Source organism: Actinomadura sp. NPDC048021, from assembly GCF_040653135.1.
Taxonomy (GTDB): domain Bacteria; phylum Actinomycetota; class Actinomycetes; order Streptosporangiales; family Streptosporangiaceae; genus Spirillospora; species Spirillospora verrucosospora.
Map to the genome: position 1 here is coordinate 168435 of NZ_JBEZJQ010000011.1, position 21248 is coordinate 189682.

Consider the following 21248-nt stretch of genomic DNA (forward strand, 5'->3'; position numbering starts at 1 on the left):
TTGGTGGTCACTGGATCCGGCGGGACAGCATCTTCAGGAAGATCTTGGAGATCTCGCCGGGCGTCATGGCGATCTGCACGTTGCCGTTCGTCGCCGTGGCGATCTGCTCCAGCTCGCCCCGGTCCACGCCCTTGCCGAACCCGATCATGTTCACCTGGATCGGCTTGTTCGGGTCCTGCATGTCCTTGAGCTGCTTCAGCGTCTCCTGCAGCGAGGGGCCGTCCGGGTCGTCGTTCTTCCCGTCGGTGAGCAGCAGGATCGAGTTGCCGAACTCCGGCTTGTAGGAGTCGTTCATGCTCTTGTACGCGGCCAGCATCGTCCGGTACAGGCCGGTGTCGCCGTCCGGCTTCGGCTTCATCTGGTTGAGCGTGGACAGCACGAGGCCGCGCCGCGTGTTGGACCCGATCCGATCGCCCAGGGCGCCGACCGGCACCGTCTCCTTGTAGGGGGTCTTGCCGTCCATGTTCGTCGAGAACAGCCACTGGCCGAGCTCGGTGTCGTTGGACATCATGCTGAGCCCGCCCTGCGAGACCTGCGCGATGGCCTGGAGGCGGTTGACGTTCGGCCCGACCTTCTCGGCCATCGAGCCGGACACGTCGATCAGCGTCAGCATCCGCAGGCCGAGCGACAGCTTCGACCACGCCTGCATGACCTTCGCGACGTCCTCGCTCTTGGGCGCGGGCAGCTGCCGCGGCCGGGCGGGGCTGACGCCGGCCGCCTCGCCGAACCCGGGCGGAGCCTTGCCGTCCGTCGCCCGGAAGCCGGCGTCGAGGACGTCCCTGCGGGTCGCCTCGGTCCGCATCGCCTGTTCGAGCAGGCGGGCGGCCTTGCGCTGGGAGTCGCCCTTGGCGGTGACGGTGAACGGGTAGTCCATCGACAGCGTGCCCTCGATCGGGTACAGCGCGACCGCGGGCTCGGCGGGCCTGCTCCGGTTGTAGGAGTAGAGGGCCTGCTCCGACGACAGCGAGATCGGCTGCTTGCCGGTGCGGTCCTTGCGGAAGTGCTCGAACTCCGCCTTGACGTTCGGGACGGTGCTCTCCCGGACGGTCCGCACGATGCCGGTGAAGATCGAGTCCCGGTTCGGGTCGTTCGCCAGCAGCGTGCTCGTGACCATCAGCGAGCCCATGCCCGCGGCGTTGCGCATCGGGTCGGGCACGACGAGCCGCACCGAGCCCGCCGGGATCATCTGGTTCTTGGTGACGGCCCCGCCCGCGACGCCGCCCGCGGCCTTCAGCAGGTTGTCCCACGACGGGCTGGCGGTGATGCCCTGCTTCTTCAGCTCCACCGCGAGCGTCCGCGGCAGCCCGACCACGATCGGGCTCGTCGCGAGGGAGGTCTTGGTGGAAACGACGCCGCTCTTGTCGCCGTTGTCGCCCTCGGTCCGCGCCAGCGAGATCCAGAGGGACGAGTCGGGGATCCACACGTCCGGCCGGTCGTTCGCCACGGCCTGCCCGGACAGCAGCGTCGTCACCGAGAAGGGCTCGGTCCTCTTCACGGTCGCCCTGACGCACTTGCCGTCGACCTTGTGCTTGCCGTCGTTGAACCGTCCGGCGGCCTTCTCCACCACGGGCGCGATGTCGGGCGCGACCGCCACGGACAGGTCCATCGCGCCGTCGCCGGAGCAGCCGCCGCCGCTCTCGGCGAACGCGTAGACGCCCACGCCGAGCAGCAGCGCCAGGCCCACGGCGCCGGCCATGGGCCCGATCAGCGCGGTCGCGCTGCGTTTGCGCCTGCGGCGCCCGTACTCGTAGCCGCCCGAACCGCCGCCGTAGCCGCCCGAACCACCGGAACCGCCCGAACCACCGGAACCGCCGCCGTAGCCGCCGGAGTCACCCGAGCCGCCGGAGCCGCCGAAGAATCCGGTCTGGCCGCCGTCCGACCCGCCGATGGCGTCGTACTCGCTGTAACCCGTCCCGGCCAGGGGCGAGGACGCCGGGGCAGGGCCCTGCGGCGACGCGGTCCTCGGCTCCTCCCCGTACCGGCCCTGGCCGTAGACCGGCTGCTCGGAGGACTGCCGGGGCGTGAACCACTCGGGCGTCTCGCCGGGCGCGCCCGGCGCCGTGCCGGGCGGGGCGCCCTGCGGGCCCGCCGGGGGCTGGGCGAGCGGCGGGCCCTGGCCCTCCCGCCCTCCGAACCAGTCGGACGACCCGTCATTGGCCGGCCCGAAGACGGGAGTGGACGGGTCGTACCCGCCTTCACCCGTCCCTTCGGGGAAGTCATTGCGATGACGTCCGCTCACGGCTGCCCTCGATTCACCTGAAACCGGCCGATGTTCCCCGGCACTGTAGTAGTACGCCCCAGAGGTTACAAAGGACTCAAAACTGCTAATGACGCAGGTCATGAGCGTGAGCCCGGACGAACCTGGCGGCGCGCACGGCCGCCGCGCCCAGCGATCGGAGGGGTACGAGCGTACGCGAATCCCTCTCTAGAACCTGATTCAGTCCCCTTCCGCGGCCGGATCCGGCCGCCGCGCAGCCGGGGCACCGCCCGCCCGGCGGCAGACTTGGGGAATGGCCAGCCTGATCCCCGTCTCCGACCCCGCCGACCCGCGCCTCGCGGACTACGTCCGCCTCCGCGACGTCAACCTCCGCAAGAGCCTGGAGGCCGAGCACGGCCTGTTCGTCGCCGAGGGCGAGAAGGTGATCCGCCGCGCGGTCGGCGCCGGATACCCCGTCCGGTCGCTGCTGATGGCCCGGCGCTGGGCCGAACCGCTGGCCGACCTGCTGGACGGCGTGGACGCCCCCGCCTACCTGGTCGACGACGCCACCATGGAGTCCCTCACGGGCTTCCAGGTGCACCGCGGCGCCCTGGCCTCGCTGGAGCGCCTTCCCCTGCCGTCCGTCGACGCCGTCCTCGCCCCGGCCCGCCGCGCCGCCGTCCCCGAGGAGGTCGTCGACCGCGCCGACGTCCCCGCGCCGCACGCTCGGCCGCCGCGGCGCGTCCTCGTCCTGGAGGACCTCGTCGACCACGCGAACGTGGGCTCCATCTTCAGGTGCGCCGCCGCCCTGGGCATCGACGCGGTCGTCCTGTCGCCGAGGTGCGCCGATCCCCTCTACCGCCGGGCGGTGAAGGTGTCCATGGGCGCGGTCTTCGCGATCCCCTACGCCCGCATGGCCAACTGGCACGACGACCTCGGCAGGCTGCGCGCCGCCGGCTTCACCCTGCTGGCCCTGACCCCCGACCAGACCGCCACGCCCATAGAGAAGGCGTCCATGGGCGACCGCGTGGCCCTGTTGCTCGGTTCGGAGGGCGACGGCCTCTCGTCCCACTGGCTGGACGAGGCCGACGAGCCGGTGTGCATCCCCATGAGCGGGGACGCCATGTCCGCGGGCGTCGACTCCCTGAACGTCACCGCGGCCGCCGCGATCGCCTGCCACACCCTGATGCGGTAGCGGGGCCGTCCGAAGGCCGGAAAGGGTGCGGCCCTCCTGCGCTTCCAGCGCAGGAGGGCCGCATCAGGCCGGTCAGTTGTAGAAGGTCGCGCTGTGGATGTCCACCGGGTTGGCGGCCTGGCCGGTGGCCACGCCGTAGACGGCCACGAAGGACGAGCCGGTCGAGACCAGGCCGGTGTAGTCACCGAGCATCCGGCCGGAGCTCGTCGCCGGCACCGTGCGCGCGTCGAACGGGCCCTCGATGTGCCGCTCGCGCCACGACGCGGGCTTCGTGCAGTCGTCCGCGCAGGTCACGGCCCAGAAGTCGGTGGGGAGGGTGGCGGCGGACGTGTTGTTCCGGAAGTCGTAGTAGGTGATCGCCACGGTGCCGCCGGGGGACACGGCGATCGCCGGCACCGCGGCGGAGCCGGTGGGCGTCTTGTCCACCCGGACCGGGGCGGACCAGGTCTTCCCGTTGTCCGCGGACCGCGCGTACGCGACGTGGAAGGTGCCGTCGGCGTCCTGGCTCGGCCAGACCGCGTTCACCACCTTGCTGCCCGGACGGGCCGCCAGCAGCGGGAGCGTGGCGTTGCGCACCGGGTCACCCGAGTCGTCCGGGTCGGGGATCCGGGTGCCCACCGCCATCGGCGCCGCCACGTTCAGCGTCGGCGCGGACCACGTGGCGCCGCCGTCGGTCGAGCGGATGACCTGGGTGGCCGCGGCGGTGTCGGTCTCGTGGTGCATGCCGATCAGCAGCGTCCCGTCGGCCATCGGCACCAGCTCGGTACCGATGACACCGCTGTTGGCCGGGAAGTCGTACACCTTCTTCGTGGTCCAGGTGCGCCCGTCGTCGGTCGACTTCGCCATGTAGACCGGCTGCACCCAGGCGCCGCTCGGCTGGGTGTCGACCCGGTCCCACACCGCGTAGACCGTGCCCGGGTGGTACGGGTCGGCGGTGATCGCCGGGCGGTCGTTGAAGAACCGCGCGTCGTCGTCGCGCTGCAGGGTCACCGGGGCGCCCCAGTGGTCGCCGCCGTCACCGGACCGCGAGACCAGGATCGCCGTCACCTCGCCGGTGCGCGAAAGCGAGAACGACGCGGCCACCGCCGCGCCGGACGGCGTCATCGTGACCCAGTGGTCCGTCGTGACGTCGTAGTCCCCGCCGTTGGCGGCGGTACCGCCGTCGCACCGGGAGAACGCGGGCTGGTTCGCCGACCGGCGCCAGGTCGCGCCGTAGTCGTCGGACACGGCGGTGCCGGTCCCGTTACCGCCGTACCGGTTCCACCTGTCCTGCTGGTACACCGTGACGAGACGCCACGGCCGCTTCGGGTCCCGCGCCACCATGGGCTGGACCTCGGTGTTCGGGTTCAGGACATAGCCGTCGCCCTCGGGCAGCCCGCATCCCTGCGGCAGGGCGCTGGTGCCCGACACCGGCACCACCGCGGCGGGATCGGTTCCGTCCGCTGACGCGGCCGGGGCCGCGAAGGCGAAGGCGAGCAGGGTGGTCGCTGCGACCATGGCCGACCTGGAACGTCGATTCAACGGTGCATTCCTCGTCCTCGATGGGGGGTCTTGCCGGAGACGCCGCCACCTGGCCGGCAGCGCGTTTCCAACGAAGGCCGAACAGCAGGACGACATTACAGCCCAAGATCGACTTCTTCTCGCCCTTTGGCTCGGCACCCTTCCGCTCTCGCGGCGAGTATCGTCCGGACGGTCAATTTGGACAATGTCCAACCTGGTCCCGGGGATGTGCCGTGCGGCCGAAAATGAGGACATCCATAAATGGAATTCCGGCCAATCTGAGCGGGGTCGAGCGTCTCGACGCCGCCGCGGCCGCCGCTCGCCCGCCGTGCCCTCGCGCGGAGGGCGCCTCCTGGCGGGGAGGGGCGCCGCGCCGGCGCTACGCGACGGCGGCCTCGTCGTCCCGGTCGGCCAGGAGCCGGGCCAGCCGCTCCCTTTCCATGAACGCCCAGTCCTCCGGGTCGTCGTCCCAGTCGACGCGCTCCTCGATGTCGAGGCCCGCCATGAACTCCTCGTGGAGGCCGGACGGGTTCTGCCGGACCGGGTCGGAGAACTGCCACACCTCCACGGCGGCCCTCAGGTCGCCGCGGTCGGCCAGCAGTTCGGCCAGCCGCCTCGTCGTCGGCGCGGCGTCGCCGTAGGCGCGGGCCCACACGTCCAGAGCGGCTGCCAGGTCGCCGTGCTTCGCCAGGAGCTCGCCGAGGCGTCCGGCCGCGTTCCGGTCGCCGGCCTCCGCTCGGGCGCGCAGCTCAACGATCTCGTCCTGGTTCGGTACGTCACCGTTTGTCCGAATTTCCATTACCGGTCACCTCTTCCGGGGGCAGCAAGGGCGCTGGCAAGGAACAGCCGCTCCGGGAAAGTAACCATTCCCGGGAGCCTCAAACCGCTTCCGTCCGGCGAGTTGCCGGGCCGGGCCCCTGATTGCCGAAGGAACGGCGCGCGGTCGCCGCCGTTTCGCCGGACGCGCCGCCCGCCCGCCGACGATCGTCAAGGCGCGCTGCGTGAACAGGGGTATTCGCTTGCCTTGGAACGGGCCCGCCGGTGCCGGACCGCCTCACGGCCTACGCGGTTCCCGACGTCATTCATCGGTTTCGCCGGGAGACGGTTCGCATAGGCTCGGACCCTTGGCGTCGCCGTGCGTGAGTATTTCCGGTCCCGTTCTCCGCGCCCCGGAAAGGCGTTTGTGAGATTCTCATTCGAGAATCCGCCGTTTCTGGAGCCCGATGGGGTGCGGGGTGCCGGCGGTCGAGTTCCTCGGGGCATGCCTCCAACGAACGCGAGCCACTCGTCGAAAGCGTGACCAGCGCGTGAGCTGCGCTGATCGCCCGGGTGAAGGGCGCGCGCGGCGGAGATCAGCGGCCGAACATGCCGCCCCGCGGTCGGCGGTGCGTTCCCCGGGGCCGCCGCGGAGCCCCCACCGGCGCGCGGCGGCGGCCGAGGCGCAGCTGCGTCAGCAGCAGCGAGAACGCCACCATCAGCGCCGCCAGCCAGGCGATCTGCGTGCTGGCCATCCGCTCGAACGTCAGATCCTGCGCGACGGGCGCCTGGTTGCCCTGGAGGCGGCTCTGCGGCGTCTCCGCCCCGGGCGCCGGGCTCGGCGCGACGGACGGGTTGGGCGCCTGGATGGACGGCAACGCCACCTGCGGGTTCTGCGGCTCGAACGACGCGTTGGGCGACGTCTGCACGGACCCGTTCGTTCCCGTGCCGTTCCCGCTCCCCGAGGAGCCGCTTCCACTGCCGGACCCGCCGTGCGACGTCCTGGAGGACGTGGAGTGCGAGGGCGTGGGCGACGGCTTCGTGGGTTTGCGCGACGGCGACTTCGTGGGCGTCTTCGAGGGGGTCGGGGTCGGCGTCTTCGTGGGCGGCGGCTTGGACGGGACGACGTACTTGAACGTCGTGGTCCCGGCGACCGGGGCGAGGTCGGTCGCGTCGACGGTCACGATGATCGTGTAGACCGCCGTCTCCTTCGGCCCCTCCTTCGGGACCGTCACATGCGATGTGACGGGCGTGCCGCTCTTCCCGGCGGCGAGGTCGCCGACGGTGCACCCCGCCGACTCGAACGGCGCGCCGCAGTCACCGGTCACCGCCGTGCCCTTGAGGGTCGCCGTGATGTTGGTGACCTTGATGTTCGCCACGTCGCCGCCGACGGCGGTGACCGTCGTCGTGATGTCGAGCGAGCCGCCCGGGTCCAGCCTGGCCGCCGTGGAGGCGACGTCCACCGTGAGCTTGCCGGTCGCGGGGGACGCGGGATCCGACCCTGAGGGGGAGGGCGTCTCGTCGGCCACGGCGGACGCGCCGCCGGCGGCGAGGATGGCCGCCGTGCCGAGCCCAACAAAGATCGGTTTCACCGTCGCTCGGCAGATCACTGCCGCCGCACCTCCGTCGCGTCGCCGTTGAGCGCTTCCGTCCGAGGGATCGCCTCGGCACACATGCGAACACGGATCCAAGGGGCAAATCAACCCCGCCCGGTCAGACGAACTCCTCCCGGACGTCCTCGATCTCCGACCCGGGCGCCCAGGCCTGCCAGATGCCCTGGTCGACGCGGTCGAGCCCGAGGCTCTCGGCGACCGGGGCCCGCCCGCCCGCGTACTCGACCCGCAGCCACGTCTCGTGCTCCCCGACGATGACGAAGCGCTCGCCGCGCCAGCGGCACGTCGTCCGGACGTAGCGGAGCTCCTCGACCTCGGACGCGGGGACGATGCGGCGGAAGCGCCCCGGGCGCAGCTCCTCGAACCCGTCCGTCGGCCCGGGCGCGTACAGCCTGATCTCGCCGTCGGCGCCCGGCGCGGCCTCGAAGTCGCGGCCGAGCCACCGCGCGACGTACCCGTCCCGGATCACTGCGCGGCCTCCGTCCGTCCGTCCCACGCCTCGGCGCCGGCGTCCGGCCGCAGCCAGGCGAGCCGGTCCGGGTCGTACATCGCGATGAACCGCTCCGACCGGTCCCTGCCGATGTAGTACATCTCCGCTCCGTACGGCAGCCGGACGCTGGTCACCTTGTACTCGCGGATCGACCCGGCGCTTCCCGGCGCGAAGCCGCTCCCCGTGAACGGCGGCCGCTCGATGACCCAGCCGGACTCGCCCCAGGACGCCATCTCCTCCTCGTCGCGCCCGCCGAACGGGACGCGGTACAGGTCGGGGCAGTACGCCGGCCACCGGATGACGTACACGCCCTCGTCGTCGAGGGAGAACGAGGAGTCGGGGAACAGCAGCCCCAGCGCCTCGTAGAGCTGGGAGGGCGTCTGCAACTCGGCCACGTCGTTCGTGGAGTGGACGAAGCCGCCGACGCGGTCGTACCCCTGCTCCAGGTACCAGGAGACGTGACTGTGCGGGACGACCTTCTGCATGATGGCCGGCGACGAGACGCGGTCCTCGGGGTCGGTGGGCGCCTGCGGCACCGGCTCCCGCCGCGGCGGCGGCAGCGGAACCTCCGGCCGCGCCTGCACGAGCCCGACCCGCACCGCCCACTCGCTGAGCGACCGCACCTGGTCGCCGTGCAGCGACGCCCCGATGTGGGTCCCCGGGTTGAGCACCATGGCCCAGTCCTCCCGGGGCCACGCGCCGATCAGCTCCCTGAAGTCGGCGTACACGAACCGGGACTGCGGCAGAACCTCCCGCAACCGGACCATCGACGTGAACACCTGGACGGACACCGCGTCCCGCAGCGCCGCGTCCCACCGGAACTCCCGCTGGACGGGCGTCACCTCAAGCGGCGCGTCATCGGGGATCGGCACGAGCACGTTCGCGTTCAGCAGCACCCGCAGGAACGCGTCGGAGTCGCCGCCGGAAGCCGCCTCGTAGAGCTCCTGGTCGATCCGGTTCCCCGGCTCGAACGCGGGCTCCGGTTCCTCGACGGCGTGCAGCGACCGTCCCGCCCCCCGCTCTCCGGCGGGCGCGCCGTCCTCGCCCCCGCCTGCCTCCGCCTGGCCAGGGTGTGCAGCGTCCTGAGGGACCGCCGCGAGGCCGCCCGGCGGTGGGGTCGGCGTGCCCGCGCGGTGAGGTTCCGCTTCCCCCGGGGTGCCGGGCGTGGCACCGACACCGGCGGGGCCGGTTTCCACGGCGCCGCTGGTCGGCGAGGACTCGCCCTGGTCAGCGGGCGACCCCGCCCCGCGAGGCGTGACGGGCCCCGCGACGCGACGGTCGGTGCCTTCCGGCACGTTGGGGACGGCGGCGTCCCCGACCTTGTCTCCTGGCTCGGCGGCCGTCTCAGGCGCGGCCGCGTAGGGACGGCCCGCGTCATCTCGACCCGGCGCGGCCCCGAGAGATTCGGTGCCCCGAGGCACAGGCCCGGGAACCGGCGGGTTCGACGGCACGCCGGGCGCGTCTGTCCCGGTGTTCGGCGGTTCAGTGCCAGGAATCCCGGCACCGGGAAGGGCCGGCTCCACGCCGGAACCCGCCGCCCCGGGCACGCCCGCGTCGCCGGGAAAGCCGGGCGCGGCACCGAAAGGCCCGGTGCCCTGAGGAGCGGCGGTGTGCGGCGTGACGGCGGGCGCGTCCGAGCCTGGGCCCCTTGTCGGGGGGCCATCGATCGGATTGGCCGCGCCGGGGTGGGGGCTCACATCGTCCGGCGCACCTGGTCCGCTGTTCGGCTGCTCGATGTTCTGAGACACGACCCCGGGAAGCCCTGGCTCTGCACCCCCGCCGGACGGGGTGGTCGCGCCAGGGGCAGGCGCGTCCGTGTGGGGACGGCCGGCGTCGTCTGGCGCGCCCGATCCGGTGCTGAGCGGTTCGGTGCTCTGAGACACGACTCTGGGGAGACCAGGCTCTACGGCCCCGCCGGACGGGTTAGGCGCGCCCGGTCCGTTCCCTGGCGTCGCGGGGTTCTGGGAGGAGGTTTCCGGAAGGCTCGGCTCCGGGACGCCGCCGGACGTGTCGGAAGGGGTTGTGCTCGGTGCGGCCGTGTAGGGACGGCCCGCGTCGTCTGGCAGGCCGGGCTTGGCGTCGAGGGGCCCGCTGTTCTCAGGCGCGGGCCCGGGAACGCCCGGCTCTGCTGTGCCGCCAGGCGGGGTGGGGGTGCCGGCGTCACCTGGCGCGGCACTGAGGGGACCGGTGTTCTGGGACGCGGGTGGCGGGAGGCCGGGCTCCGCGAAGCCGCCGGTGGGGCTGGTCGTTCCGCGCGCGTCTCCGAGAGGGGCGCCCGCGTCTTCCGGCACGGCCGGTCCGGGGCCCGGGGGGTCCGGCTCCGCGACCTCGCCGGACGGGCTGGGCGCGGCCGCTGGCTCAAGGCCGGGCATGTGGCCCGGGTCGACGGCGGTGCTGGACGGGTCCGCGAGGCGGCGGGCCGCTTCTCCCGGAACGCCGGGCAGGGGAGCGCGGGGTTCGTCGGCCGGGCGGGGAGCGGGCGCCTCGCCGAAGTGCGCGGGGGCCGGGGGCACGGCTTCGGGAAGGCCGGGCTGCGCGGGGCCGCCGGGCGCTCCGGCGTGGTGGCGGCCCGGTTCCACGGGCGCGGGGACGGCGGGCTCGTCCGGCACGGGCGGGCCCGCGTGGCGGCCCGGGCCGGACGCGGCGGGGTCGGCCGGGACGGCGGGGGCGACCGGCACCGAGGGCGCGGCCGGGGGCGGCGGCGTCGCGGCGGACGGGGGAGCGGGCGGGCCGCTGAGGGTGCGGACCTGCTCGCCCGGCATGGACGCGTCGATGGGCGTGCCCGGGTTGAGGACGAGCGTCCACGAGGCGTCCGGCCAGGCGGTGACCATCTCCAGCAGGCTCGGCATGATGAAGCGCGACGTGCCGATCGCCTCGTTCATCCACCTCAGCGACGTGAAGATCTGGATCGACGTCCGGCCGTGGACGCGGACGGGGCGCCACGGGAAGTCGGGGTCACCGGGGACGATGCCCCACGGGGTCTCGGCGTCCACGGGGACGAGCACCTGGGCGCCGAGAATGATCTTGAAGAAGGTCTCGGTGTCGCGGCGGCGGGCCGCGTCGAAGAGGCGCTGCTCGATGTCGTTCTGGGGCTCGAAGCGGTCCGTCATCCGCTGGGCGGCGCGCTGGTCGGCCCAGGTGGCGAGGCCGGGGAGCTGCTGCGCGAGGACGGTGCCGCCCGCGGGCGAGCCGGAGTTGATGGCGAGGAGCCAGTCGGGGTCCGGCCAGTAGCGCAGCACCACGGTGAACGGCAGCGCGATGTGCTCGGTGCCGGGCCCGGACGCCTCGGCCAGCCGCTCCGGCGAGGTGAAGACCGGGACGACGGTGGAGCCGTCGACCTCACGGGTCTGCCACGGGAAGCCGGGACGGCCCGGACGGAGCGAGAAGTCCATGTCGTCCGGGACGGGCAGCAGCACGTCGGTGGCCGCCAGCGTCTGCAGGAACAGGTCGTGGTCGTTGTTCGCGGCGGCCCGCAGCAGCTCGCGCTCGACGTCGTTGGCCGGCTGGAACTCCGGGCGCGGCGCCTCGCGGGGCAGCTCGCGGTGCTGGTCGCGCAGCTCCTCCCACGGCGGGGACGCGCGGCCGACCTGCGGGGGGCGGCCGTCGCCGTCGGCGACCTGCCGGACGAACCAGGACGGCAGCCGCGCCTCGATCGGCAGCGCGGCGGGGACGCCGCGCGCGGGAACGTCGACGGCGAGCCACCAGCGGTCGTCCGGCCAGGTCTCGGCGATGTCGCCGAACCGCACCGTCATGAAGTGCTGGTAGGACGGCCCGAGGCACGCCCGCATCGCCGCCGCCGACGTGTAGGCCAGGACGTGGATCCGGCCGTCCTCCTCCTGGGTGGGCCACGACGGCTGCGCCTCCCCCGCGAGGACGCCGTCCACCAGGTCGGGCGGGACGGGAACGACGAGGTCGGCGTCCCCGAGGAGGCGGAAGTAGCTCTCCTGGTCGCCGGCCCGTACGGTCTCCTGCAGTCGGTGCTCCAGTTCCGACGTGGGTCGCCACGCGTCGGCCACGGTCGCCACCCCCTGTTTCTAGCGTGCTCGTCCCCGCGCGACTGCCTACGCTACATGGGCGAACAGGACCAAAGAGCATAATCATCTGACTGCGCGCGGGAGTTCGCAGGTCAGAGGCTGTCAGCGCGCAGTCAACGCGGCGAGGGCGGCGAGGAGCCGGTCGATGTGCTCCTCCTCCGTCCCGATGCCGATGCTCGCGCGGACGGCGCTCCGGTCCTCGCCCAGCAGGTGCCGGACGAAGGGGTGGGCGCAGAACTTCCCGTCGCGGACGCCGATGCCATGCTCGTCGGACAGCGTAAGCGCCACGTCCCGCGCGTTCCAGCCGTCCACGGTGAACGACACGATCCCGACGCGCGGCGCCCGCTCGCCCCACAGCGTCAGCTCCCTGACGTGGGGGAGCGCCGCGAGTCCCGACCGCAGCCGTTCCACCAGCGCCTCCTCCCGGACGACCAGGTCGTCCCAGGCCGGGGTCAGCGTCTCGCACGCGGCGGCCAGCGCGAGGGCGCCGAGGACGTTCGGGGAGCCCGCCTCGTGCCGCTGCTCAGCGGAGGGCGCCCACCGGGTCGTCTCCCCGACCGAGGCGCTGGCGCCACCGCCCCTGAGGTAGGGCTCGGCGGCGCGCAGCCAGTCGGCGCGCCCGGCGAGCACGCCCGCACCGAACGGCGCGTACAGCTTGTGCCCCGAGAACGCGACGTAGTCGAGGCCGAGCGCGGTCATGTCCAGGGGGCGGTGCGGGACGAGCTGCGCCGCGTCGACCGCGATGCGGGCGCCGTTGCGGTGCGCGACGTGCGCGAGCTCCTCGATCGGCCACAGCTCGCCGGTGACGTTGGACGCGGCGGTGACGACGAGCAGCCGCGACCCGATCGGGCACGCGCGCAGCGCGCGGTCGGCGGCCGACAGCGCCTCGGCCGGGGTGGCGGGCGCCGGGAGGCGCACGGCGCGCTTCCACGGCAGCAGCGACGCGTGGTGCTCGCTCTCGAAGACGACGACGCTCGTCCCGGCCGGGACGGCGTGCGCGAGCAGGTTCATCGAGTCGGTGGTGTTGCGCGTGAAGATCACGGCCGCGCGCCGCCACGCGCCGAGGAACGACCGCACGGTCTCCCGCGCGTCCTCGTAGGCGGACGTCGTGACCTGCGACGCGTACCCCGCGCCGCGGTGCACGCTGCTGTAGTACGGCAGCGCGCGGGCGACGGCCTCGTGCACCGCCTCCAGACAGGGCGCGCTGGCCGCGTAGTCGAAGTTGGCGTAGGGGACGCGGCGGCCGTCCCGCACCGGGACCGGGACGTCCGCTCCGATGACGCGGGGAATCGGGCGAACCCGGACCCCCTCCGGGCGCGTCACAGCAGGCGTGATGGGGGAGCGGGCGAGCAGCGTGGGCATGCCTGGACCTTCCGGGGTCAGGGACCCCGGGATGCCGGCCGGGATCCGCGCTTGCCGGAACGCGGTGCGCGTCCGGCCAGGTCCTCACCCGGGGCACCCCATCGCGGACGAAGGGTTGCCGGCCAGCAAGCCGGGGCTTCGCGCTGGCGCTCATGACCTCATGCGGAAGTATATGCGGAGTCGAACGGGGATCAAGGGGAGGGTGCGATGCGGTACCGGGTGGTTCGGACGCTGGCCGGCGGCGCGCTGGTGCTCGGCGCCCTCAGCGGGTGCGGGGCGCTGGGCGGCGGCAACTCCGCCCAGGTGTGCACCGACACGAAGAAGGCGTTCCAGCAGTACGTCACCCAGGTGCGGAGCGTTCCGGCGGCCGAGCCCGCGCAGTGGCGGCAGGCCACCGAGCAGCTCGCCGGACGCGTCGACGGGCTCGCGAAGCAGGCCGACGACGCCGACCTGGGCAAGGCGCTGAAGGCGGAGGCGGGCAGGCTCCGCGAGGCCGCGCCTGGGGTCGGCGACGGCGACGTCTCCCGGCTCGACAGCGTGATCAGGGAGACGCCGGCCGTCATCGGCAAGGCCTGCGACTGAGGGGCCGCGGGGGCGGCTACCCGCCGGTCCCGCCCAGCGGTCCGCCGCCGGTTCCGCCGTTGGGGTCGCCGCCCGGTCCGCCGCCCGGATCGCCGCCCGGTCCGCCACCGGGGTCGCCCCCGCCGGGATCCTGCGGCGGGATGATGGTCGGCAGGTCGGTGGGGGGCGTCGGAAGGTCGGGCTGCTCCGTGGACGGCGGCGGCCGGACCGGGCCGCGCGTGTCCGGCGGCTGCGGGCCGCTCGGGGGAGTGTCCTGCGTCGGGCCGCCCCAGCCGCTGCCGGGGGTCATCGACGGCTCCCCGAACGAGTCGGGCTCGTAGCCCTTGATGTTCACCGCGTCCGCCATGTACGAGCGCCAGATCTGGGCCGGGAGCTGCCCGCCGTACGCGCCGTACCCGGGGATGTTCAGCGGCTTGCCGTCGCTGCGGAACATCGCGACCGTCGTCGCCATCTGCGGGATGAACCCGTTGAACCAGATCGCGCGGCCCTCGTCGGTGGTGCCCGTCTTCCCGGCGACGTCGCGGCCGTCGGGCAGCTGCGCGCCGGTGCCGGTGCCGCCCTGCACGACCTTCTGCAGGGCGTAGGTGGCGTCGCGGGCGACCTGCTGGCTGAACGCCCGCTCGCCCTTCTCGGTGAACGTGCGCTTGTGGTTCTCGTTGTCGGTGACCGACTTCACCACGAACGGCGTCCGGTGCACGCCCTCGGAGGCGAACGTCGAGTACACGCTGGCCTGCTCGACGGGGTGCAGCGACACGATGCCGAGCGGGAACGTGGCGGCGTCCCGCTGCTCGGGATTCATCCGCGCCGCCGGGATGCCCATCTTCTCGGCCATCGCGGCGATCTTCTTGTTGCCGATGTCCTGGCCGAGGTTGACGTAGGCCGTGTTGATCGAGTGCTCGGTGGCGGTCACGAGGTTGACCGTCCCGAAGTTCTCGTTGCTGTCGTTGTGGATGGACGCGCCGTGGAAGTACTGCGGGGAGCTGCCGTCGTAACTGGTGGACAGCGTCTTCCCGTCGTCCAGCGCGGCCGCCAGCGCGATCGGCTTGAACCCCGACCCGGCCTGCGCCCAGTCGCCGAAGGCGCTGCTCAGCGCCTCCTCCAGGTAGCCGCGGCCACCGTAGAAGGCGACCACCTGCCCGGTCTTCGGGTCGACCGACACCACGCCGGTGCGGATCTTCTTGCTCATCCCGTTCGGGGCGTTGTTCGCGACGGCCTGCTTCATCGCGTCCATCAGCCGCTTGTCGAACGTCGTGGTGATCTTCAGCCCGCTGCGGTTGATCTCGTCCTCGCTGTAGCCGCGGCGCTCGGTGAGCTCCTTCTTGGCCACGTTCACCATGTAGCCGCGCTGGCCCTTGAGGACGTCGGTGATCTTCTCCTTGCCGGGGGCCGGGAAGGTCAGCGAGGCCGCCTCGGACTGGGTGAGCGCTCCGTCCCGGACCATGTTGCCGAGGATCGCGCGCCAGCGCTGCTCGGAGTAGGCGCGGCGGGGGCCGGTCGGGTCGGCGAAGTTGCTCGGCTGCTGGATCGCGGCGGCGAGGTAGGCGCCCTCCGCCGGCGTCAGCTTCGAGACGTCCTTGTCGTAGTAGGCGTGCGCGGCCGCCTGCACGCCGTAGGCGTCGCGGCCGAAGTAGATGGTGTTGAGGTACTGCTCGAGGATCCAGTCCTTGTCCTTCTCCCGGCCCACCTTCAAGGAGACCATGATCTCCTTGAGCTTGCGGGTGACCGAGCGGTCCTTGCCGATGCCGCCGTAGTAGTTGCGGACCATCTGCTGCGTGATCGTCGAGCCGCCCTGCAGCTGCTTGCCGGTGGCGGTGGACCACAGCGCCCGCGCCGTGCCCTGGACCGACACCCCGGGGTCGTCGTAGAAGCTGCGGTTCTCCGCGGCGATCACCGCGGCCCGGGTGCTCTCGGGGATCCTGTCGAGCTTGACCGCGTCCCGGTTCATCCCGGTCTTGGCGATCTGCGTCTTGCCGTCGGAGTAGTAGAACGTCGGCCCCTGCGCGATCGCCTGCTCCTGCGCCGACGGCACCGGCGTGAACAGGTAGGCGACGCCGAACGCGGCGATGCAGAACCCGATGAAGCCGAGGATGAGGAACAGCGCACGGCGCAGGAACCGCGACCTGCGGCTGCGCGGCTTGCCGGGCCCCTTGCCCCCGCCGCCCTTGCCGCGCCCGGGTCCGGACCCGGGCGGCGGGCCCCCGGCCTGGGAGCCGCGCGGGGTCGAGTCGCGCTTCGAGGCGGCGGCCATGCTCTTGGTATCTCCGGTGACGGCCCCATCGACACCATCAACCGCGGTGGCATCACCAGACGCGGAGACATCACCGGTCACAACCGCCTCATCGGACGCGGCCGCCCCACCCGCCGCGCCACCGTCACCAGACGCGGCCACCTCGCCGGGCGCGGCCACCTCGCCGGGCGCGCCCTCGGCGGGCGCGCTGGCCTCGTCGGGCGCGGTCGCCTCGCCGGGCGCGACTTCGGCGGACGCGGTGGGCTCGTGGGACGTGGGCGTCTCGCCGGGCGTCGCGATCACGTCGGACGCGGTGGCCTGGTCGGACGCGGCGGCGTCGTTCTCGGGGGCGGCCTCCGCGGGGGCGGTCGGCGCCTCGGTGGCGGGTTCGTCGGCGCCGGGGCCGGAATCGGCGGAGGCCGTGGCGTTATCGGCGGAGGGCGAATCGGGTCCCCCGCTCGTGCCGGCGGCCTCTTCGGGCTCCTTATCGCCGTTTCGAGATATGTCGCCCTCGTCGACGAATTCGGCGTCACCGGCGGTTTCTCCGGTGGCGGCTTCGGTGTCCGCGGTCAGCGTGGCGGTCGCGGGACCGTCCGTGCCGGCCGGTGCCCCGGCCTCGCTTTCGCGCCGGTCCGCCTGGCCCGTCCCGGAGCGTTCCTGGCGCTCCGGGATCTTCTCGCTGTCGCTCACAAGCCCCCCGTGTTTATTGCGTTACAGACGATACCTGAGGGAATCCGTGCGTCGGCCGCCAATGCGCATCCGCGCTCTCCCAAAGGAGGACGGGCAATCCGCCTCGCCGGTTGTCGTGACGGATGTCGCAGCGTGCGGCCTTTCGTGAAAAGCCGAGCGGCGGGGACCCGACCGGGTGCCCCGCCGCTCTCGCGCACGGCCGCGCCTGGGTCAGGTCACTTGTAGACCTTCGCGAGGATGTCCACCACGAAGACCAGGGTGTCGTCTCCCTTGATCTTCGGCGGGCTGCCCTTCTTGCCGTAGCCCTCGTCCGGAGGCAGGACGAGCAGCACGCGGCTGCCGACCTTCGCGCCGGTGAGCCCCTTGTCGAAGCCGGGAATGGTCTGCCCCATGCCGATCGGGAACGTCGCGGGCTGCTTGTTGTCCCAGCTGGAGTCGAACTTGTCGCCGGACTTCCAGATCTTGCCGGTGTAGTTGACGACCGCCTCGTCGCCCTTGGCCAGCGCGGGCCCGTTGCCCGCGACGAGGGTCTTGGCCTGGAGCTTCTTGGGCGCGTCCGCGTCCGGGACCGTCACCTTGGGCTCCTTGCCGGCGCCCTTGTCCTCGACCTTGGGCAGCGACTTGTCGTCCAGCTTCTGCGCGGTGCCCTGCGGCTGCTGGCTCTTCGGGACGACCGCCTGGACGTCCATGATGAAGAGGATCGCGTCCTTGTCGGTGATCTGCTGCGGGCTCAGCTGGGTGAGCTCCTTGGACGGCGGGAGCTGCATGACGAGCCGGCTTCCGGCGGACTTGCCGACGAGGCTCTTGTCGATGTCCTTGAGCCCGCTCTTGCCGATGACGAGGTGCATCGGGCCGCCGCCGCCCTGCTGCTGGCCCTCCTCGTAGGACGAGCGGACCTTCTCGCTGGTGCTCTTCACCCGCGAGTTCTCCTCGTCCTTGGCCCTCGACCACTTGTAGGTCGCGAACTGGACGTAGGCGGTGTCGCCCTCGGCGGCGACGGGGCCGCCGCCCTTGATCGGCGTGCTGACCTTGAGCGTCTTGGTCGGCTCCAGCTTCGTGGGGATCTCGACCTTGGGCTCGGCGGCGAACTTGCCGGTCACCTCGACCTTCGGGCCGGGGCGGCTGACCCACCAGTACACCCCGCCGGAGACCGCGAGCGCGACGACCACGATCCCGGCGATCATCATCAGCCGGCGCTTCTTCGCCTCCTTGGCGGTCAGCGCGGACGGCCGGTTCAGCCCGCTGCCGCGGCCCGCGCTGATGCCGTGCGGGGTGAACTCGGGGCTGCGGATGCTCTGGGCGTTCGGGATCTTCGCCTTCGCCTTGACCGCCGGCTTGCCCCGGGGCTTGTCATCCTCGGACATGTTTCCTCACTTGCTCCGGGTTCGACGACACCACAACCGTGACCACCCTTCCAGGGCCGGGCTAAGCACAGCGTGAAAACCGGGTAAAGGAGGCCGACCCGCAATCTACCGGTCACACATGGAGCGGTGTCGTCTGGCAGGGGACAGGGGAAGGCGTCAGGATATCCCCGCCGGAGGGGTGACACACGCCTCCACACCGCCGGTAACAGCGGACGGACGTTCAAATCCATCCGCGGCGCTGAGCGGTGATCGCGGCTTGGAAACGGCTCGTGGCGCCGAGGAGGGTGAGCAGTTCGCTGACCCGCCGGGCGTAGGTGCGCGCCGACAGCCCCAGGCGCGCGGCGGCGGCGTGGTCGGGCAGGCCGTCCCGCAGGGTGACCAGGACCGGGACCAGGTGGGCCGGCGGCTGGTCCGGGTCGCGGTCGGTGACGAGTTCGTCACCGGACATCCAGGAGCTGTGGTGCATCCGGGTCAACGCCCTGACCACCGCGGGGTCGCGGATGATGAGCATGCCGTTGTAGAAGATGTCCAGATCGAGCGGGATGACGGCCGTCGTGCGGTCGAACACGGCCAGGCGGAAGGGGACCTGTTCGACGAGGCGTGCCTCGCCGCCGTTGCGCCACTGGATGGTCTCCAGAGCGGTGTCGTGGGCCAGCCCCTGCGGAGAGGTGATCTGGCGGAGGCGGGGGACCTGGGAGGCCGCGCGACGGACGCACTGGGCCGCGTGCAGGAGCATGCGCTCGGGCACGCCCTGCCTGACGCAGCCCGACGGATCGTCGAAGGTCAGCAACTCCCGCTCGGTGGCGTCCGCGAGGCGCGCGACCACGGCTCCCACCTTGGGCGGATCCACGCGCTGGGTCGGAGGCCGCAGACCTCGGGCCGCATGGAAACCGGCCTCCTCCAGGGCCTGCCCCACGGCCTCACGCGCTTCGGTACGCCGCGGGGGCCGTTTCCCTCCGTCGCCTGACCGTGTCACCTGGCGGCTCCCCACTCCGGCATCGCGCCGAGGGCGGCTTCTCACCCCCTGCCGTTGACGGTTCAATCGCTGGCATGTTCACGCCATGAGGTTGTCCATTAACTCTAAGTAGCCGCAATGTGGGAGGCAAGAGAGTTTCCATCGGCACTCCAGGCGAGGCGAACCATGTTGAAGACCGTCAGCGCTCTGGCCGTCGCGATCACCGCGATTCCGGCGGCGCCCGCCATGGCCTCCCCGGCGCCCGCCGCCCGGCACGCCGCCCCGGCACGCGTCGCCGATCGCACCGGTGACTTCACCGTTCCCGGTGTCAGGATCCGCGCGACCCCCCGGCTCGACGGCCGCGTCCGCGGGATCGGCAACCCCGGCGACGGCTACACCTGGAACGGAGGTCAGAGCTTCGCCGACCCGGTGACCTGCCCGAACGGCGACGTCAAGGACCACTGGACTTATGTGATCAACAACAGGACGAGGGTCGAGGGCTACGTCTCGGACTGCTTCATCCAGGAGCGGCCGTGACGCCGCCGCGCCGTCCCGTCGTGCCGCTCCGCGCCCCCGCCGCCCACCACGAGCAGGAAGGAGCGCCCGTGCGCCCGTCCAAGAAGATCGTTCTTGCTTTTCCCGCAGTCGTCGCCGCCGTGGCGAGCGCGGCTCTGACAGGACCCGTCCCGTCGGCCGAGGCGTCGGCCGGACGGGAGCACCGGCCGGCCCCGTCCGCCCTCGGGGGATGGGCCGGCACCGGATCGAGGGCCGCTCCCTGGTGGGCGCTGCGCACCGTCCGGCAGGAGGACGCCGTCGGCACGCTCTGGTACCACCCCGGCCAAAGATCATGGCACGCCGACATCCGCGACGCCCCGGTCGGCTCCGAGGTGTCGGGTCAGGAGGAGCACGGCTCCCGGGGGGAGCACGCCACCGTGCCCATGGGGGCGTCGTCGGTCAACACCCCGGACTGGTTCGGGGGCGGCTCGTTCCGGGTCTGCGTCCAACTGCCGGCCCGGCCCCGGGTGTGCTCGACCTACGCCAACCCCGAGGGCCGCCTGAGGACCGCGGCCTCGCGCAGGATCGCGGCCTCGCACCGCCGCGCGTATCCCGACTTCCGGGTTCCCGGCGTGGTCATCTGGGACAACCCCCTGAACACCGCCCGCCGTGTCGGGCTCGGCTATCCGGGGCAGAAGTTCGACGCGATCCGCGGCAGCGGCCCCTGGGACTACTACTCCTGCGACAACGGGGTGACCAGCAACTTCTGGATCTACGGGCGGAACATGGCCACCGGCGTCGTCGGCTGGGTTCCCGACTGCAACCTGACCCCGTCCTAGGTCTTCCGGATGGCAGGCTTGGGGGATGCGCCTCGCGACGTGGAACGTCAATTCCGTCAAGGCACGCCTCCCGCGCCTTCTCACCTGGCTGGACGAGACGAAGCCGGACGTGGTCTGCCTCCAGGAGACCAAGTGCCGGGCGGACCTCTTTCCGGCCGCGGAGGTCGAGGAACTCGGGTACGCCACAGCCGCGCACGGCGACGGGCGGTGGAACGGTGTGGCCGTCCTCTCGCGGGTCGGCATCGAGGACGTCTCGAACGGCTTTCCGGGCGAGCCCGCCTACGCGGGTGAGGCGGGGGCCGAAGGCGAGGACGAGCAGATGGCGTTGAACGAGCCCGTCCTGCTGGCGCCCGAGGCCCGCGCGATCGGCGCCACATGCGGCGGCGTGCGGGTCTGGTCGCTGTACGCGCCGAACGGCCGCACCCCCGAGTCGGCCCACTACGCCTACAAGCTCGCGTGGTTCGCGGCCCTCCGCGACGCGCTCGCGGAGGAACTGGCCGCGGGGACGCCGCTGGTCGCCTGCGGTGACTACAACGTCGCCCCCACCGACGAGGACGTGTGGGACCCGGCCGTCTTCGTCGGCTCCACGCACGTCACGCCCCCCGAGCGGCAGGCGCTCGCCGACCTGCGGGCCCTCGGCCTCCGCGACGTCGTCCCGACGATCGAGAAGGGGCCCCACCCGTACACGTACTGGGATTACCGGGCGGGCGCGTTCCACAAGGACATGGGCATGCGCATCGACCTGTTCTACGCGAGCGAGGACGTCGCCGGACGGGTCGCGTCCGCCTACGTGGACCGCGAGGCCCGCAAGGGCAAGGGCCCGTCCGACCACGCCCCGGTCGTCGTCGACCTCGACTGACCCGCCCCCCGCCTCGCGCCTTGCGGATCGTGCCGAAGGCGGCACGGTCTAGGGCAAGGTCCTGCTGATCATTTCCAGCAGGGCGCAACC

At 72.5% G+C, this 21248-nt stretch carries 15 protein-coding genes and 1 riboswitch; of the genes, 5 read left to right on the forward strand and 10 right to left on the reverse strand.

Features of this window, described 5'->3' with window-relative positions; translation table 11 throughout:
• Nucleotides 1-7: 7 nt before the first annotated feature.
• The gene (locus AB0C87_RS20165) at nt 8-2239 is read right to left on the reverse strand and encodes a substrate-binding domain-containing protein (RefSeq protein WP_360578920.1); all 2232 of its coding nucleotides are present in this window, start codon (nt 2237-2239) and stop codon (nt 8-10) included.
• Between the two features lie 271 nt (nt 2240-2510).
• Here AB0C87_RS20165 and AB0C87_RS20170 point away from each other — a divergent pair, with 271 nt between their 5' ends.
• Entirely contained in the window at nt 2511-3392 is an 882-nt protein-coding gene (locus AB0C87_RS20170) for an RNA methyltransferase (RefSeq protein WP_345179591.1), read from the forward strand.
• 72 nt (nt 3393-3464) lie between these two features.
• Here AB0C87_RS20170 and AB0C87_RS20175 read toward each other — a convergent pair whose 3' ends face one another.
• From AB0C87_RS20175 to AB0C87_RS20200, 6 genes are all read right to left on the reverse strand, one after another.
• On the reverse strand, nt 3465-4889 hold the full coding sequence (locus AB0C87_RS20175) for an exo-alpha-sialidase (RefSeq protein ID WP_353832145.1): 1425 nt from the start codon (nt 4887-4889) through the stop codon (nt 3465-3467).
• Nucleotides 4890-5271: 382 nt separating this feature from the next.
• Nucleotides 5272-5691, reverse strand: a complete 420-nt coding sequence (locus AB0C87_RS20180) for a hypothetical protein (RefSeq protein ID WP_345179587.1) — start codon at nt 5689-5691, stop codon at nt 5272-5274.
• A gap of 553 nt (nt 5692-6244) precedes the next feature.
• Nucleotides 6245-7240: a hypothetical protein gene (locus AB0C87_RS20185; RefSeq protein WP_360578922.1), complete on the reverse strand. Its 996-nt coding sequence runs from the start codon at nt 7238-7240 to the stop codon at nt 6245-6247.
• A gap of 121 nt (nt 7241-7361) precedes the next feature.
• A complete protein-coding gene (locus AB0C87_RS20190) occupies nt 7362-7730 on the reverse strand; it encodes a hypothetical protein (protein ID WP_353832141.1) in 369 nt (122 codons plus the stop codon).
• Entirely contained in the window at nt 7727-11776 is a 4050-nt protein-coding gene (locus AB0C87_RS20195) for an SseB family protein (protein ID WP_360578924.1), read from the reverse strand. The genes AB0C87_RS20190 and AB0C87_RS20195 overlap by 4 nt, the downstream gene beginning before the upstream one ends.
• A 111-nt stretch (nt 11777-11887) precedes the next feature.
• Nucleotides 11888-13147 carry an aminotransferase class V-fold PLP-dependent enzyme gene (locus AB0C87_RS20200; protein WP_360578926.1) on the reverse strand — a complete coding sequence of 420 codons (1260 nt, stop codon included), beginning with the start codon at nt 13145-13147 and terminating at the stop codon, nt 11888-11890.
• A 42-nt stretch (nt 13148-13189) separates the two neighbouring features.
• A riboswitch (SAM riboswitch) is annotated at nt 13190-13305 on the reverse strand.
• Between the two features lie 49 nt (nt 13306-13354).
• Here AB0C87_RS20200 and AB0C87_RS20205 point away from each other — a divergent pair.
• On the forward strand, nt 13355-13729 hold the full coding sequence (locus AB0C87_RS20205; RefSeq protein WP_345179579.1) for a hypothetical protein: 375 nt from the start codon (nt 13355-13357) through the stop codon (nt 13727-13729).
• Between the two features lie 16 nt (nt 13730-13745).
• Here the strand turns inward: AB0C87_RS20205 and AB0C87_RS20210 are convergent, their stop codons facing one another.
• From AB0C87_RS20210 to AB0C87_RS20220, 3 genes are all read right to left on the reverse strand, one after another.
• Complete coding sequence (locus tag AB0C87_RS20210) at nt 13746-16646, reverse strand: transglycosylase domain-containing protein (protein ID WP_360578928.1); 2901 nt, start codon at nt 16644-16646, stop codon at nt 13746-13748.
• A 215-nt stretch (nt 16647-16861) separates the two neighbouring features.
• The gene (locus AB0C87_RS20215; protein WP_345179577.1) at nt 16862-18010 is read right to left on the reverse strand and encodes an FKBP-type peptidyl-prolyl cis-trans isomerase; all 1149 of its coding nucleotides are present in this window, start codon (nt 18008-18010) and stop codon (nt 16862-16864) included.
• A gap of 220 nt (nt 18011-18230) precedes the next feature.
• Entirely contained in the window at nt 18231-18836 is a 606-nt protein-coding gene (locus AB0C87_RS20220) for a hypothetical protein (protein WP_360578930.1), read from the reverse strand.
• A gap of 315 nt (nt 18837-19151) precedes the next feature.
• Between AB0C87_RS20220 and AB0C87_RS20225 the strand changes: the two genes are divergently transcribed.
• Genes AB0C87_RS20225 through AB0C87_RS20235 form a run of 3 tightly spaced genes read left to right on the forward strand, consistent with a single transcriptional unit; the run spans nt 19152 to nt 21158 of the window.
• The gene (locus AB0C87_RS20225) at nt 19152-19502 is read left to right on the forward strand and encodes a hypothetical protein (protein WP_360349905.1); all 351 of its coding nucleotides are present in this window, start codon (nt 19152-19154) and stop codon (nt 19500-19502) included.
• Nucleotides 19499-20299, forward strand: a complete 801-nt coding sequence (locus AB0C87_RS20230) for a hypothetical protein (RefSeq protein ID WP_360578932.1) — start codon at nt 19499-19501, stop codon at nt 20297-20299. Before AB0C87_RS20225 ends, AB0C87_RS20230 begins: the two co-directional genes overlap by 4 nt.
• Nucleotides 20300-20324: 25 nt before the next feature.
• On the forward strand, nt 20325-21158 hold the full coding sequence (locus AB0C87_RS20235; protein ID WP_345179570.1) for an exodeoxyribonuclease III: 834 nt from the start codon (nt 20325-20327) through the stop codon (nt 21156-21158).
• Nucleotides 21159-21248 lie beyond the last annotated feature (90 nt).

What these genes read in the sequence shown, in the direction of transcription:
- AB0C87_RS20170 (WP_345179591.1), top strand. Translation starts at nt 2,511, where the DNA reads ATGGCCAGCCTGATCCCCGTCTCCGACCCCGCCGACCCGCGCCTCGCG.
- AB0C87_RS20175 (WP_353832145.1), bottom strand. Translation starts at nt 4,889, where the DNA reads ATGGTCGCAGCGACCACCCTGCTCGCCTTCGCCTTCGCGGCCCCGGCC.
- AB0C87_RS20180 (WP_345179587.1), bottom strand. Translation starts at nt 5,691, where the DNA reads ATGGAAATTCGGACAAACGGTGACGTACCGAACCAGGACGAGATCGTT.
- AB0C87_RS20200 (WP_360578926.1), bottom strand. Translation starts at nt 13,147, where the DNA reads ATGCCCACGCTGCTCGCCCGCTCCCCCATCACGCCTGCTGTGACGCGC.
- AB0C87_RS20205 (WP_345179579.1), top strand. Translation starts at nt 13,355, where the DNA reads ATGCGGTACCGGGTGGTTCGGACGCTGGCCGGCGGCGCGCTGGTGCTC.
- AB0C87_RS20215 (WP_345179577.1), bottom strand. Translation starts at nt 18,010, where the DNA reads ATGTCCGAGGATGACAAGCCCCGGGGCAAGCCGGCGGTCAAGGCGAAG.
- AB0C87_RS20225 (WP_360349905.1), top strand. Translation starts at nt 19,152, where the DNA reads ATGTTGAAGACCGTCAGCGCTCTGGCCGTCGCGATCACCGCGATTCCG.
- AB0C87_RS20235 (WP_345179570.1), top strand. Translation starts at nt 20,325, where the DNA reads ATGCGCCTCGCGACGTGGAACGTCAATTCCGTCAAGGCACGCCTCCCG.